11 protein-coding genes and 1 other RNA gene are annotated in these 14,270 nt (G+C 39.9%); 10 read left to right on the forward strand and 2 right to left on the reverse strand.

Going from position 1 to position 14,270, the window contains the following annotated elements:
* The first annotated feature begins 34 nt into the window (after positions 1 to 34).
* Positions 35 to 1,339, forward strand: coding sequence for a tRNA lysidine(34) synthetase TilS (gene tilS / locus PSH41_RS15310; RefSeq protein ID WP_273589886.1), 1,305 nt, complete (start codon positions 35 to 37; stop codon positions 1,337 to 1,339).
* Complete coding sequence (locus tag PSH41_RS15315) at positions 1,340 to 1,678, forward strand: hypothetical protein (RefSeq protein WP_004586942.1); 339 nt, start codon at positions 1,340 to 1,342, stop codon at positions 1,676 to 1,678.
* Between the two features lie 67 nt (positions 1,679 to 1,745).
* Here PSH41_RS15315 and PSH41_RS15320 read toward each other — a convergent pair whose 3' ends face one another.
* Positions 1,746 to 2,642, reverse strand: coding sequence for a GGDEF domain-containing protein (locus tag PSH41_RS15320; protein WP_055253101.1), 897 nt, complete (start codon positions 2,640 to 2,642; stop codon positions 1,746 to 1,748).
* A 133-nt stretch (positions 2,643 to 2,775) separates the two neighbouring features.
* Here PSH41_RS15320 and PSH41_RS15325 point away from each other — a divergent pair, with 133 nt between their 5' ends.
* Positions 2,776 to 4,749 carry a monovalent cation:proton antiporter-2 (CPA2) family protein gene (locus tag PSH41_RS15325; protein ID WP_273589885.1) on the forward strand — a complete coding sequence of 658 codons (1,974 nt, stop codon included), beginning with the start codon at positions 2,776 to 2,778 and terminating at the stop codon, positions 4,747 to 4,749.
* A 146-nt stretch (positions 4,750 to 4,895) separates the two neighbouring features.
* Here the strand turns inward: PSH41_RS15325 and PSH41_RS15330 are convergent, their stop codons facing one another.
* Positions 4,896 to 6,041: a patatin-like phospholipase family protein gene (locus PSH41_RS15330; protein ID WP_004586945.1), complete on the reverse strand. Its 1,146-nt coding sequence runs from the start codon at positions 6,039 to 6,041 to the stop codon at positions 4,896 to 4,898.
* A 222-nt stretch (positions 6,042 to 6,263) separates the two neighbouring features.
* Here PSH41_RS15330 and PSH41_RS15335 point away from each other — a divergent pair, with 222 nt between their 5' ends.
* From PSH41_RS15335 to PSH41_RS15365, 7 genes are all read left to right on the forward strand, one after another.
* Complete coding sequence (locus PSH41_RS15335) at positions 6,264 to 7,139, forward strand: DUF3014 domain-containing protein (RefSeq protein ID WP_029774228.1); 876 nt, start codon at positions 6,264 to 6,266, stop codon at positions 7,137 to 7,139.
* Between the two features lie 138 nt (positions 7,140 to 7,277).
* Positions 7,278 to 7,374: signal recognition particle sRNA small type (gene ffs, locus PSH41_RS15340), an RNA gene on the forward strand.
* Between the two features lie 132 nt (positions 7,375 to 7,506).
* The gene (locus tag PSH41_RS15345; protein WP_273589884.1) at positions 7,507 to 8,136 is read left to right on the forward strand and encodes a Tn7 transposase TnsA N-terminal domain-containing protein; all 630 of its coding nucleotides are present in this window, start codon (positions 7,507 to 7,509) and stop codon (positions 8,134 to 8,136) included.
* The gene (locus PSH41_RS15350) at positions 8,129 to 9,952 is read left to right on the forward strand and encodes a Mu transposase C-terminal domain-containing protein (RefSeq protein ID WP_273589883.1); all 1,824 of its coding nucleotides are present in this window, start codon (positions 8,129 to 8,131) and stop codon (positions 9,950 to 9,952) included. The genes PSH41_RS15345 and PSH41_RS15350 overlap by 8 nt, the downstream gene beginning before the upstream one ends.
* Positions 9,953 to 9,954: 2 nt before the next feature.
* Positions 9,955 to 10,956 carry a TniB family NTP-binding protein gene (locus PSH41_RS15355; protein WP_273589882.1) on the forward strand — a complete coding sequence of 334 codons (1,002 nt, stop codon included), beginning with the start codon at positions 9,955 to 9,957 and terminating at the stop codon, positions 10,954 to 10,956.
* Between the two features lie 90 nt (positions 10,957 to 11,046).
* Positions 11,047 to 12,300: an SIR2 family protein gene (locus PSH41_RS15360; protein WP_273589881.1), complete on the forward strand. Its 1,254-nt coding sequence runs from the start codon at positions 11,047 to 11,049 to the stop codon at positions 12,298 to 12,300.
* Positions 12,290 to 14,269, forward strand: a complete 1,980-nt coding sequence (locus PSH41_RS15365) for an ATP-binding protein (RefSeq protein ID WP_273589880.1) — start codon at positions 12,290 to 12,292, stop codon at positions 14,267 to 14,269. The genes PSH41_RS15360 and PSH41_RS15365 overlap by 11 nt, the downstream gene beginning before the upstream one ends.
* The last annotated feature ends 1 nt before the right edge of the window (position 14,270 follow it).

Raw genomic sequence — 14,270 nt, forward strand, 5'->3', positions numbered from 1 at the left:
AAAATACTGCAAACCTTAAATTTATAGCGTATCCATGCAAGCATCACCTATTTATCAGCACGTTAAACACGCCCTTGAGCACTTTTTTAAGCACCAGCAGTATAGCTTTACGGTGGCGCTTTCGGGTGGCATGGATTCGGTGGTATTGCTTCATGTAATGCACTTATTAAAACAAGCGCAACCAAAGCTAAACGTAAACGCGATTTATGTTAATCATGGTTTAAGCCAATACGCGAATGACTGGCAGCGCTTTTGCCAAAACTTGTGCGCTGAGCTAAATGTACCGTTTAATGCCGCGCAGGTAACAATAAACCCGCAAACACGAACAAGCCTTGAAGCGCAGGCACGTGAGGCGCGTTACAAAGCACTTGATGAGCTAAGCCCCGCGGGCAGTGTTATTTTGTTGGGTCAGCATTTAAACGATCAAATAGAAACGTTTTTACTGCGGTTAAAGCGCGGCTCTGGCTTAAAAGGGTTAGGCGCAATGCAAAAAATGCGTGAACTACAAAGCGGGCGAATATGCTACAGACCGCTTTTAAACATAACGCGCAGTGATATAGAGCACTTTGCCACAGAGTTTAATATTACGCACATTACTGATGACTCAAATACCGATGAGCGTTTTGATCGTAACTTTTTACGTGCACGTGTAGTACCTTTACTTGCAAAGCGTTTTAAAGGTTTTGAGCACTGTGCTGGGCGCAGCATCGAGTTACTACAGCAACAACAAGCGCTACTTGATGAGTACACTGAACTTGATTTAAAACAAAGCGTAAACGCCCATCAAGCGCTGAGCGTTAGCCAACTAACCACCTACAGCGACGTGCGCATAACCAATGTAGTTCGTGCATGGCTTAGCTTATTTACCCAAGTAATGCCTTCACAAAAGCAGCTTTTGCAAATAATTAACCAAGCCATAAATGCGCAGGCTGATGCGCAAATGCAAGTTGATTTAAGCGAGGGGCAAATACGACGCCATCAAGGGTATTTGTATTTTGTTACACCACACACGCTATTAGCCGATGAAGCGCTAACGAGCAATGAGCTTGCGCTTAATGATGGGCGCGTATTAATAAAGCAACAAGGTAAAGGCCTACGTGCTCCTTTACCAAACGAGCAAGTCACCGTGCGCTTTAATCGTAATAGTGCGCGTATAAAGCCGTTAAAAAAGCCAGGCAGCAATACGCTTAAACACTGGTTTAAAGATGCAAAAGTAGCCCCATGGTTAAGAGAGCGCGTGCCTTTAATATTTTATAACGACGAGCTTGTGCAAGTTGTTGGTTATTTTGTAAGTGAAAAACACCAAGACGAAAACGGCATTTTTTGGGAGTGTAAATAAATGAAAGATCAGCCACATGTAGGCTTATCGCTAGTTAGCAAAGCGCCAATGGGTATGTTAATAACAGCGTTAGTTGCTGTTATAGCCAATGTATTATTAGAGCTTAATATTATTACATTAGGTTATGCCGTTGTGGGCGGGGTGGTATCGGCGGTATTACTGCTTGCCTACTGGTTAGGTAAAGGCGGGTTATTTTTTATTTTAGGCGTTAGTTTACCATTGGTTTTAGTGTTATTTACCCCGCTTGCAAGCATAACAGCATTGCTTAATTTAGTGAGCGGCTTCTTTTTTGGCTTTTGTGCGGCCTTGTTTGTTTATAAATTACTGGCTAATAAATAATTAATTTGTAATAAAAAAGCTTAGCGGGGGAAGCTAAGCTTTTATAAATAATACAGTTAAGCAAATACTAATATGCTTTTGCACAGTTGCGCCCAGAGGCTTTTGCCTTATATAAGCCTTTATCGGCTCTTGCAAATATTTCTGTTTCGCAATCTTGGCTATTGGCTAGGGTAAAGCCAATGCTGGTGGTTACTTTGTATTTAGACATTAAACTTGAGTTTCTGACTAAGCGCATAATGCGCTCAGCAACTACTTTGTTTGTTGTAAACTCAGGGTCTTCAATAATCAGCGAAAACTCATCGCCACCAAATCTAAACACGGAGTCGGTTCCGCGTATACTGCTGCAAAGTACCTGCGAAAATTCTTTTAAAACATCGTCACCTACTTTATGACCATAGTTGTCGTTTACTTGCTTAAAGTTATCTAAATCAAGCAGCATTAAACTAAAAGGGCGCTGGTAACGGCGGCAGTTTTCGAGCTTTTGCGATAACATGTCATTAAATTGGCTACGATTATTTAACCCAGTAAGCGCATCTTTTGTGGCAAGTTTTAACACTCGGCTGTACATCATTGCGTTACGCAGTGGGTACACAAGGGCGCTGTGCAGGGCACGTAATTTGTTTTCAATCGCTTTACTAATAGGGTATTGGCTAAAGTAAATTAGCTGTCCTAAGTGCTCGCGACCAATAGCTAAATCGTAAGAGTACGGGCTAGTGTTCGTATTGCTATCTGAAGTTTGTGCAGTGCCGAGCGTTGATTGAAACTGCAACCCTGAAAAGTTAAGTAACTGTTTGGCAAATTTTGCATAAATAGCCAATACATCTTCTATTACTAGGCTTGTTTGTAGCTCGGTAACTAAATCGTGCGTTGCCGCTGTTTCGTTTGTGTGTGTTTGCTCTGCTGAAAACGGCAAAAAATCGCCGCGCCCAGACACGCGTTGTGTCAAAATATGGACATTTTCCATTAAAATCTTCCCCCAGGGTGTTACTTTGCAATAACTAAGCTATTTTTATGCCATATTTTAAAATTGCTTGATAAACATATGGTTGCTATATTTAAAGTTCATTCCGTAGTTTAATTGACGCTGGAGGCCGAATTTGCAAAGTATAAACGCTCAAATTTTTGGCTTGTTAGTGGCGGCGGTGCTTTTTGTATGGTTTTTTAAGCGCATTGGCTTGCCGCCTATTTTGGCGTATTTAGCAACAGGCGTTTTAGCGGGCAGCCATGGCATTGGTTGGCTTGCTCAATCTCACGAAATAGAGTTTATTGCTGAGCTGGGCATCGTATTTTTACTGTTTAGTTTAGGGCTCGAGTTTTCTATATCCCGGCTAATGGCCATGCGCAATATTGTGTTTGGACTGGGCTCGTTACAAGTTGGTGTTACCAGCTTGCTCTTCATTATTATTTTATATTGCTTAAATTTTAGCTTACTCACTAGCTTTACCATTGGCACAATTATGGCGCTTTCTTCAACCGCGGTGGTGGTTAAGCTATTAAAAGAAACTGGCGAACTAAACCAGCGCCGTGGGCAGCTGGCGGTGGGCGTATTACTGTTTCAAGATATTGCCGTTGTGCCCCTACTTATTATTTTGCCATTGTTTGCCTCAAGCGATTCGCAAAGTATTAGGTGGGCGCTGGCATTTGCGCTTACAAAAGGCGCGTTTGTGTGCTTATTACTGTGGGCAATTGGTAAATGGGTGCTGCCTAAGGTATTTAAAGAAATAGCGCAGGTACGAACCGATGAGCTGTTTGTACTTACCACAATTTTGGTGGCGTTATTTGCCGGCTTTTTAACTTACATGTTTGGTTTATCAATGGCCCTTGGGGCATTTTTAGCCGGCATGATGCTAGGAGAGAGCCATTACCGCCATCAACTAGAGGCTGATATTAGGCCATTTCGCGATATATTAATGGGGTTGTTTTTTGTAACTGTGGGGATGCAGCTCGATATTTTATTTGTGCTTTCGCATGGTTTTGTAATTATTGGCGCGTTATTTGGCTTGTTAATATTAAAAATTACCGTGCTGGCATTCAGTGCCAGATTAATGCATGAGCGCAATCAAGACTCGCTAGCCTGCGGCGTTATGCTGTGGCAAATGGGAGAATTTGGGTTTGTGCTTATTGCTTTGGCAGGTCAGCATGAGTTACTCAATTCAGAGCAAGTCTCGTTTTTAATTGCCTTAGGGGTGCTTTCGATGGCGCTAACCCCGTTTTTAATTGATAAAACCCCACTAATTTTAAAACAATTAGGTATTTTAGATCACCCCAGTATGGCGAGGGAGAGCGAGCCTAAAAGTAGCACCTTATATAACGATCACGTGGTTATTTGTGGCTTTTCACGCGTAGGGCAAACTATAGCGCGATTTTTAAAACCCGAAGCCATAGATTACGTTGCCATAGAAAGTAACCCTATTTTAGTACAAGAGGGCAAAGCCGCAGGCGAGCCAGTAATATTTGGCTATGTAAAACAAAAAGATATTTTAAAGTGCGCAGGGGTAGAGCGAGCACGCTTAGTGATTATTACCTTTACAGAGCTTGAACATGCACACGTGGTAATAGACGCCATAAAGCAACTTGCGCCTAACGTTAAAATACTAATAAGAACCCGCGACGACAGCCAATTAAACAACTTAAAAGAGTTGGGGGTTACTGAGGTGGTGCCTGAGTCGTTAGAGGCAAGCTTAATGTTGGTTTCGCATGTGTTGTCGATGTCGGGTGTACCGATGACACGTATTGTGCGCCGTGTTAGTAAAGAGCGCCGTAATCGCTACCCGCTTATGCAAAGTTTTTACGCCGGTTACTTTAAAGACAACGAAGAAACCTCCTCTGAGCGCTTAGAATACTTACACGTAGTTGCGTTGCCAGAACAAGCCTATGCGGTGGATAAAACAATAGACGAGCTTAACTTATCTAAACGCCGCGTGACTGTAAAAGCTTTGCGCCGAGAGGGGCAAGAAATAGACGACCCATCAACCAGCACCACATTGTGCGCAAACGATGTACTGGTATTGCAAGGTAAGCCTAGGCGGGTAGAGCGAGTAGAGCATTATCTACTCGATGGGCTTGAATAAAAAAGTGCATTTGATGTTTTTTACTGACATAGATGCAAGTTATTAAAATAACGCAGAGGTAGTTATCGAGCTCAGTTGGTTTCAAAGCTTACTCTGCGATTAAATAGCCCATAGAACAAGTTTTAATTAGCAAAAGCCAACATTAGCTAGTCGAGCTCTAAAAATTGGCGTATTTCGGGTAGTTTTTTCATGCCATCTTCATAGCCAATTTGAATTAGGTGCTGAGTGTAGCGTTTTTCAAACAATAAATAGCTGGTTAAACTCGATTGCGAATGTTTTTTTACCCCAATTGTGCGCAGCAGCAACTTAATTGCCCACGGCATATCGCTGTAGTATTGCGCGGCAATATCGTTAAAGTTTTTTGATGGATTAATAATACAGGTTTCTATTTGTTTCAGCTCTTGATGTTTGTCGCGCGCCGGAAGCAGCCCTAAAGTGCGATTTACACGCTCAAGGCGCTCAAGGTCGGCTTGCATGGTGTCGCTAAATACACTATCGAGTAAATGCCCTGCAACCGCAGAAAGCCCAGGGTAGTGGGGCGAGTAACCCGCCGGATGCGACTCTTTTGGTTGGTCCACCCCAATAATAAATATTTTTTCGGCCCCTAAATGAATAGACGGGCTAAGCGGTGAAAGCTGGTGAATAGAGCCATCGCCAAAATAGTGGTTAAATACATTAACACTTGGAAACACCATAGGAATAGCACTTGATGCCATTAAATGCTCAACGTTAATGCGCATAGGGCGACCTTCGCGTTTGGCACGTTGCCAAGGTGTTTGTGTGTTTGACTGAAAAAACGCAACAGAGTCACCGGTTGTATAGCTTGAAGCGGTAATAGAAATCGCTTCTAAATAATTACGGTGTAAATTACGTTCAATGCGGTGCAGGTCTAAAATTTCGTTTAATAAACCGCGCAAAGGGCGGTTATTTAGCAAACTGCCTGGTGGGTGGTTTATGTGCTCAGACTGAAAACTGGTTAAAATATTACGCGCAATATGGCCAAACACACTTAAAAAGTCGCTTTTGTAGACCATAGACGTTGAAAAGTTTTTCCAAACAGACTCAAGCTTACGCACGGCCAAATGCGCACACGAGGCATAACAGGCCAAAGCTGCAGAGTTAATCGCGCCTGCAGAAGTGCCGTTAATAATTCTAAATGGCAAAGGCGCGGTGCGAGGCATACTATGAGCAAGCGCTTTAAGCACGCCCACTTGATAAGCAGCGCGAGCGCCACCACCTGTAAGTAATAGGGCTATTTTAGGTTTATGTGGGTCAACTTGCTGGATTTTCATAGTGGTTTTTGAACTGCTTAACGTCTTTTCTTTATTTATCAACTTTAAGTCTTTAAGCTAGAAGAATCAAAGAATAACTGAGTTACTATGGCTCGTTGTTCTAATTAGTAAGTGTAGGTTTATGTTGTAAAGCCTATATTTAAAGTAATAGTGATTACCGATAGTGAATTTTTTCCACTCAGCGTACTCTGAGTAATATGCATTTAAATTTATGGAGTTTGTATGTCAGATAAACCAGAAGCGTCAGATGTTCAAAAACGTCCGCCTAAAAACAATTTTTTATTCGCCGTTATTATTTTAATTATTTTAGTGTGTGCCGCTGCGTTCGTCCTGCTATCGCCCACTGACGAGCCAGAAACTCGCACAGAGGTAGAGCAAACACCAAAAGAACAGCCAGTGATGGAGTTAAAGCCAGAAAACGACCCTGTGGTAGATGCGCCATCAGTTAAGCCTGAAAAGCCAGCTGAGCTAAGCGTGCCTGCTCAGCGCCCAGCTGAGCCAGAGCCGGTTGTAGAGCCATTACCAACGCTTGATGAAAGCGACACCGTAGTGGTTGCCAAAATGGATGAATACCTAAGCGACTCGGTAATGAGCCTAATGGTAACCGACGATGTAATTCGCCGTGGCGTCGTATTTATAGACAATATAGCCAAAGGCAAAATTGCTAAAAAGCATACGCCAGTGGTTAAACCCGAAGAAGAATTTAGCGTAAACGAAGGAGACATTTTAACAATTGACCCTAACAGCTACGAGCGCTATACACCGTATGTAAAAGTATTTACGAGCTTGAGCGCCGCCCAAGCTGTGCGTATGTACGAGCAGTACAAGCCATTAATCAACAACGCGTACAGTGAAATTGGTTATGGCGATGATGAATTTAATCAAACGCTAGAAGATGCTATTGAGTTATTACTTGATACACCGGAGCCAGAAGGCGAGTTACCGCTACTGCGAGACTCGGTTACTTATCAGTATGCGTTTTCTGAATGGGAGCAATTACCGGCTGCACAAAAACAGCTGTTACGTATGGGCCCTGAAAACATGAAAAAAGTAAAAGCAGCACTGCGTAAAATTAAAGCCGAGTTAGAGCGTAATTAATAGGCATTAAAGGCTGTTTTTAACCGCGATTGTATATGAAATATGCAATCGCACTTTCTTTTTTGATTATCCCTTGAATAACACACCAAAAGTAGAGATAATCCTTCCCGCGCCAACCAAGGCCCTCAATGGTAGTCTTATTGGTCCTCTCGCAACACTAGCAGGCGAACCTGGTCAGGCCCGGAAGGGAGCAGCCACAGTTTGTGACGTGTGTGCCGAGATGTGGCTGGTAAGACTGCCACCCAAATTCCTCATTTGGTGTTGTTTGAAGTATAAGTTGACATATTTGTACTAAAAGATGGCATAAATTGGAAGTATAAGGTGGCATAGTCTAGTATTTAACCAAACGGTTAGATGGTTGACTCACATGTACAGAAGAAAACTCAAACACTCTCGTGTTAAAAACCTCCATAAATTTGCTAGTCAAAAAAATAAATCTACCTGTTTAGTTGAATCCTCTTTAGAGTTTGATGCTTGTTTTCATTTTGAATTTTCACAATCAATAGCCGCATTTGAAGCACAGCCACTAGGTTACGAATATGAGTTTGATAACCGTACTTGCCGTTATACACCTGATTTTTTACTTACCCACACAGACGGCACGCAAAAATTTATCGAGGTAAAACCACAAAGCAAAATTGCCGACGAAGACTTTCGTGCACGTTTTATTGAAAAGCAAACCATCGCTAAGCAAGAAGGACGTGATTTAATACTGGTTACAGATAAACAAATCCGTGTATACCCAACACTCAATAACTTAAAGCTTTTGCATCGCTACTCTGGTTTTCAGTCTTTAACAGAGCTGCAAGCATCGGTGCTAGAACTAGTTAAGCAATACGGCTCTATTAAAGTGGGCCAGTTAGTTAACTTTTTAAAAGTAACTGCCGGTGAGCTACTTGCTACTGTGCTACGCTTATTATCACTAGGGCAGTTATTTGCCGACTTAACTACAAATGAAATATCAATAGAAACAGCAATTTGGTCTAACAATGTTTAATGACGGGCTGTTTGAAGATGAATTTAACCAGCCATTACCAAAAGTAGAAACCAAACTACCTCAAAATTACGCCAAAGATTTACAAGCCCTTCCTGAAAAAATTAAAACAACAACATTTGCTAAGCTTAAATATATTCAATGGCTTGAGGCTAATATTCAAGGCGGTTGGACACAAAAAAACCTTGAGCCTTTATTAAAATTAATGCCTGAAGTTGAGGGAGAAAAAAAGCCCAGTTGGAGAACAGCTGCTCGGTGGTATAGCGCTTATACTAATGCAGATAAAAATATCATGGCGCTAATACCAAGCCATCAAAAAAAGGGTAACAGGGAGCGCGATACAGCCACCGATAAGTTTTTCGAAAAAGCACTTGAGCGTTACTTAGTAAAAGAAAAGCCATCAGTGGCTTCTGCTTATAAGTATTATGCAGATTTAGTTATTATTGAAAACGACAGTGTTGTGGGCAGTGTTTTAAAGCCTTTAACATACAAAGCGTTTAAAAACAGAATAGATAACTTACCACAATACGAAGTAATGATCGCTCGTTATGGTAAGCGCCTTGCTGATATTACTTTTAATAAAGTAGAAGGGCATACACGGCCTACTCGAGTACTCGAAAAAGTTGAAATTGACCATACACCGCTTGATCTTATTTTATTAGATGATGAGCTACATATCCCGCTTGGTCGGCCAACACTCACCATGTTAGTCGATGTGTATAGCCATTGTATTGTTGGCTATTACTTCAGCTTCAGCGAGCCTAGCTATGATGCAGTAAGGCGAGCAATGCTAAATGCGATGAAACCTAAAAGTGAAGTAGTCAAACTATATCCCGATACGATTAATGAGTGGAAGTGTGCAGGTAAAATTGAAACACTTGTTGTTGATAATGGCGCTGAATTTTGGAGCAACAGCCTTGAACTTGCTTGTGAAGAAATAGGCATTAATACTCAATATAACCCTGTCGCAAAGCCCTGGTTAAAACCCTTTGTAGAACGTATGTTCGGCACAATTAACACTGAGTTACTAGACCCGATCCCAGGTAAAACTTTTTCTAATATTCTACAAAAACATGAATACAACCCAAAAAAAGATGCAATCATGCGCTTTACGACCTTTATGCAGTTATTTCATAAATGGGTAGTAGACGTTTACCATCAAGATGCCGACAGCCGCTTTAAGTACATACCAAGCCAATTGTGGGATCAAGGGTTTAGTACGTTACCACCAACAATGCTGAGTGATGCTGATCTTCAACAACTAGATGTTGTGCTCAGTATTTCAAATCATCGGGTACTTCGAAAAGGTGGAATACGGCTAGAAAATTTAAGCTACGACAGTACTGAACTGGCCAACTATAGAAAGCAGTTTAGCCACAAAGTATCTCAAGAAGTTTTAATTAAATTAAACCCAGATGATATTTCTTATATATACGTTTACCTCGATAAGCTAGAGCATTACATAAAAGTGCCATGCATAGATCCAAACGCTTACACCCAAAATTTAAGTTTGAATCAGCACAAAATAAATATGCGCATTCATCGCGATTTTATTTCGGGCTCTATCGATAATGTAGGCTTAGCAAAAGCGCGTATGTTTATTCATGATAAAATTCAAAACGAGTTTGAAGAGTTAAAAAATGCGCCAAAACACTCAAAGGTAAAAGGGGGTAAAGCGTTAGCTAAGCATCAAAATGTCAGTAGTGAATCGCAAAAATCAATAGCTCAGAGTGAGCCAGTAGAGCCCAAAAAGGTTACACCTAAAGAGCAACCAACAGATAGCTGGGATGATTTTATCTCAGACCTAGATGGATTTTAATTATGCTGACCGATAAACAAAAAGAAAAGCTTAATGAATTTCGTGATGTATTTATTGAATACCCAATAATAAGCACGGTATTTAACGACTTCGACAGATTAAGACTTGGTAAAGGGTTAGCGGGCGAAAAGCCCTGCATGCTGTTAAATGGCGATACAGGCACAGGTAAAACAGCACTGATCAAGCAATATAAAGAACGACATTTACCGCACTTTATTAATGGAGTGATGAACCACCCCGTATTAGTAAGTCGCATACCTAGTAACCCGACACTAGAATCTACCCTAGCTGAACTTCTTAAAGACTTAGGGCAAATAGGCAGTACAGAGCGCAAACTACGAATAAACGGTACTCGCTTAACGACATCATTAATAAAATGCCTAAAAACGTGTGGCACAGAGCTTATAATTATTGATGAGTTTCAAGAGCTAATTGAGCACAACCAAGGTAAAAAACGCCGCGAGATTGCTAACAGGTTAAAATACATTAACGATGAAGCGGGTGTATCAATTGTCTTGGTAGGTATGCCGTGGGCAGAAAAAATAGCAGACGAACCTCAATGGTCATCGCGTTTATTAGTAAGGCGGCTGCTGCCTTATTTTAAGTTGTCAGAAAACCCAAAGCATTTTGTACAATTAATAATTGGCTTAGCCAATCGTATGCCATTCACCGAAAAGCCAAACTTAAGTGATCAAGCAACAGTTTTTGCTTTGTTCTCATTATCAAAAGGTTGCTTTAGAGCGCTCAAATACTTTTTAAATGATGCCGTACTTTACGCATTAATGGATAACGCGAAAACCCTCACGGCCAAGCACTTAGTTAAAGCATTTGATGTACTGTTTCCTGATGTGCCAAACCCATTTACTTTGCCTGTTGCAGAAATTACAGCAAGTGAAGTCGAGCGCTACTCACTATACAAACCTGAAAGCGCCCAAGATGAAGATCCGTTTATAGCAACCAAGTTTACTGAACGGATGCCTATTAGTCAGTTGTTGAGGAAGTGAAGTGTTGGTTTATCAAATGAATCGAGTGTATGAAATTTGGAGTTACATGTGTTATTTATTGAATAGAAATATAAGAATAGGGATGTATAAATGAGTGAAGTAAATTTTCTATCGGCATTTGTAAAAAGAACAGATGGAATTAAAAATCCAGAACTAATTAATATTGATGATCCTGAAAAAGGTGAAAATGAAAGTTACTTATCACTAATTTCAAGTATTAGTAACTTACTTGATTTTGATAACTTAGTTATCTTAGCTGGCTCTGGAACCTCATTAACATTTCAAGGTATTGCTCCAAGTATGGGGCAACTATGGGAAAAGTGTAAAGAACAAGATCCAGATAAATTTCAAGATGTTCTTGATGCAGTGAAATATGATGAAAACCAGAAAAAAAGAGATTCAAAAACAAATGAGCCGTGGAATGATATCGAATTATTATTATCATTGTGTGATCAATATATTGCTTTGTTTCCAAATGCAGCAAAAACCGGAGAGCTTACTTCTTTCTTAAATCAATCCAAAACAGTTATCTTAAACGAAACTAACTTTACAGATAAAATAAATTCAAATGATTGGTTTTCCCATGATAAATTCATCCGAACTTTAGGTCGAAGAAGTCCAAAGCAGCAAAGACTTAAATTATTTACAACTAATTATGATTTGGCATTCGAACATTCTGCTGCAAATACAGGTTTTGTAGTTGTAGACGGTTTTGATTTTTCATCCCCTAGTTATTTTAACCCTGCCTGGTATCGCTATGATATTGTTGATAGAAGTGGACACTCTAAAAGTCCAAATTCTTATATCCCAAATGTTTTTCAGCTTTATAAAATGCATGGCTCTGTTAATTGGACTCGTGAAAATGGGCGAGTTAAAAAAGTAGACTATAAAGCAAAAATTGATGAGCCTGTTTTTATTTACCCTAGTAGCTCTAAATATCAAACCTCTTATGATTCACCTTATTTAGATATGATGTCGTCATTTCTAAATAGCGTCCAACAACCTAAAACAGCATTAATATGCCTTGGTTTTGGGTTCAATGATAAGCATATCAATAATGCTGTGACGATGGCTTTAAGAACCAATGCGGAATTTAACCTTCTTATTGCAACAAAAGATTTATTTATTGAAAGCGGATCGTTTAATCCCGAGATAAGAGATTTGTTAGATCAGGCTATTCAACAAGGGGATAAAAGAATTTCATTAGTTGATGGTACTTTCGAGCAATTTTCCGAATTGCTACAAGAGCGTCGAAAAGAGACTCCAGAAGAAAAATTATTTAAAACCTTTGAAACAATTGCTGGAAATATTAACCCCAAGAAGGTGGGTGATAATGAGTTTTAATGAATGGTTTTCACCCTTTGATACTAATAGAAGGATTGGTAGTGTTATTAATATTTCGCCAGCAGAAATTACTGTTAATCTATCAGATGCTGGTTCTGGAGAAGCAAGGTGGTACTTAGGAGATCGTGTAGGCGCAGGTGAGGTTAATGAATTTGTATTCATTGATTGTGGCCAAACAGCAATACTAGGCCGGTTAGTTCAAGTTTGGCTAGATGGCGCTGAAAGGCTATCGGTAGATGCTATGACGATTGATAATGGTTTGAATAATCCTGTAGGAATTATTCAATTATTAACAAGTGTTAACCCAGCAACAGGAGTTATTTACCGTGGAATAAAAAATCACCCTAGACTAGGGAGCCAAATATATTCAGCTCACCCAAAATTAATATCTATTCTTGCTGAAGGAGACTCGAAAGAAAGTGAAGTAAAACTGAATATAGCAGAACTACCATATGATTCCGCCGTTAACATAACTGTTACACCTGATAAGCTATTTGCGAGGCATTGCGCGGTCTTAGGAGCTACAGGTGGTGGTAAAAGTTATTCAATGTCTAGGTTGCTTCAAGAAGTTCAGCAACATGGAGGGAGGGCATTATTGTTAGATCCAACAGGAGAGTACTCTGACTTAGATTGTGATACATATTATGTCGGTAATCATGAAAAAGCTAATCCTAATAATTCTGTTACCTTTCCTCATTGGAAGCTCCCTGAATCTGATATATTTGCTTTTTTGCGCCCATCAGCGCAGACACAAATGCCCAAGTTGAGTTCAGCTATACTGAGTCAGCGTATAGTGCGACGCTATTATAATAATTATGGTGATATAAAAGTTACTGATAATCATATTTTAGTTAAATCAGGTCAGAAAAAAGAACCATATAACAATGCATTAAACTTTATTGAAAAAGATTTAAAATCTGAAAGGTGGTGCTTTAAACATCTGGCAGAGCAAATAGCTCAAGAGTGTGTTTGGCCAACAGGAAAAAAGGCTGGTTCAGGCTACCCAAAAGAAATTGATGAGACAATATGGGGAGATCCTTCAGATAATGAACTGGGTTATTGTATGAGCCTTATATCGAGAATAAGAGCTTACTCTGAAAATTCCTATTTAAAGTGGCTAATTGACCCTGATATAGACCAAGATATACCTTCTCTTCTTGATAGCTATAGCTCTTCAAACTCAAACAATAAAATTTTGAGGTTAGACTTGTCAGCAGTACCTTTTGAAGCTAATGGACGCGAAATCCTTGTTAATGCTATTGGTCGTAAATTGATGGACTTGGCCAGGGATGGGATTATTAGCCATAGTAATCCGATGCTAGTTTTCATAGATGAAGCTCATCAGTTTCTCAATAAAACAATTGGTGATGAATCTAGCTCAATAAAGTTAGATTCTTTTGGCAATATAGCAAAAGAAGGTCGTAAATATGGACTGAATGTGGTTATCGCAACTCAGCGACCGAGAGATATACCTGAAGATGTATTAAGCCAGATAGGCTCTTTAATTGTCCACAGGCTTACGAACTTTCATGACCAAGAAGTGGTTAAAAGAGCTGTAGGTACAATGGATCAGAGATCTGCGTCGTTTCTTCCAACATTAAGTCAAGGCGAGGCTTTACTCCTAGGTATTGATTTTCCTTTTCCTATGACAGTTAAAATGAAAAAGCCAACAATTAAGCCAACATCTAAAAGTGCCGATTACTCGATGGCATGGAAACGAAAGGAAGTTAAATGCCGAATAGGAATTGTTGATTATTTGGAAATTCCAGATGAATTTACGGATGAATTTGAAAGTTTAGATATTGAATATATGCCTCAAGAAGGATCTACTGGTGATATGATTTATAGTTATTACTTTGAAGTATCTTCTGAGGCCTCAACTGAGCTGCTTGAAATAATGGATTGGAAAATAGGGCAAGTGATTAGTGATATTCCTACTGAAATATTTGAAAATAATGATTTTAGTTAGC

This window comes from Pseudoalteromonas sp. CST2, from assembly GCF_028599385.1.
Classification (GTDB): Bacteria; Pseudomonadota; Gammaproteobacteria; order Enterobacterales; family Alteromonadaceae; genus Pseudoalteromonas; species Pseudoalteromonas atlantica.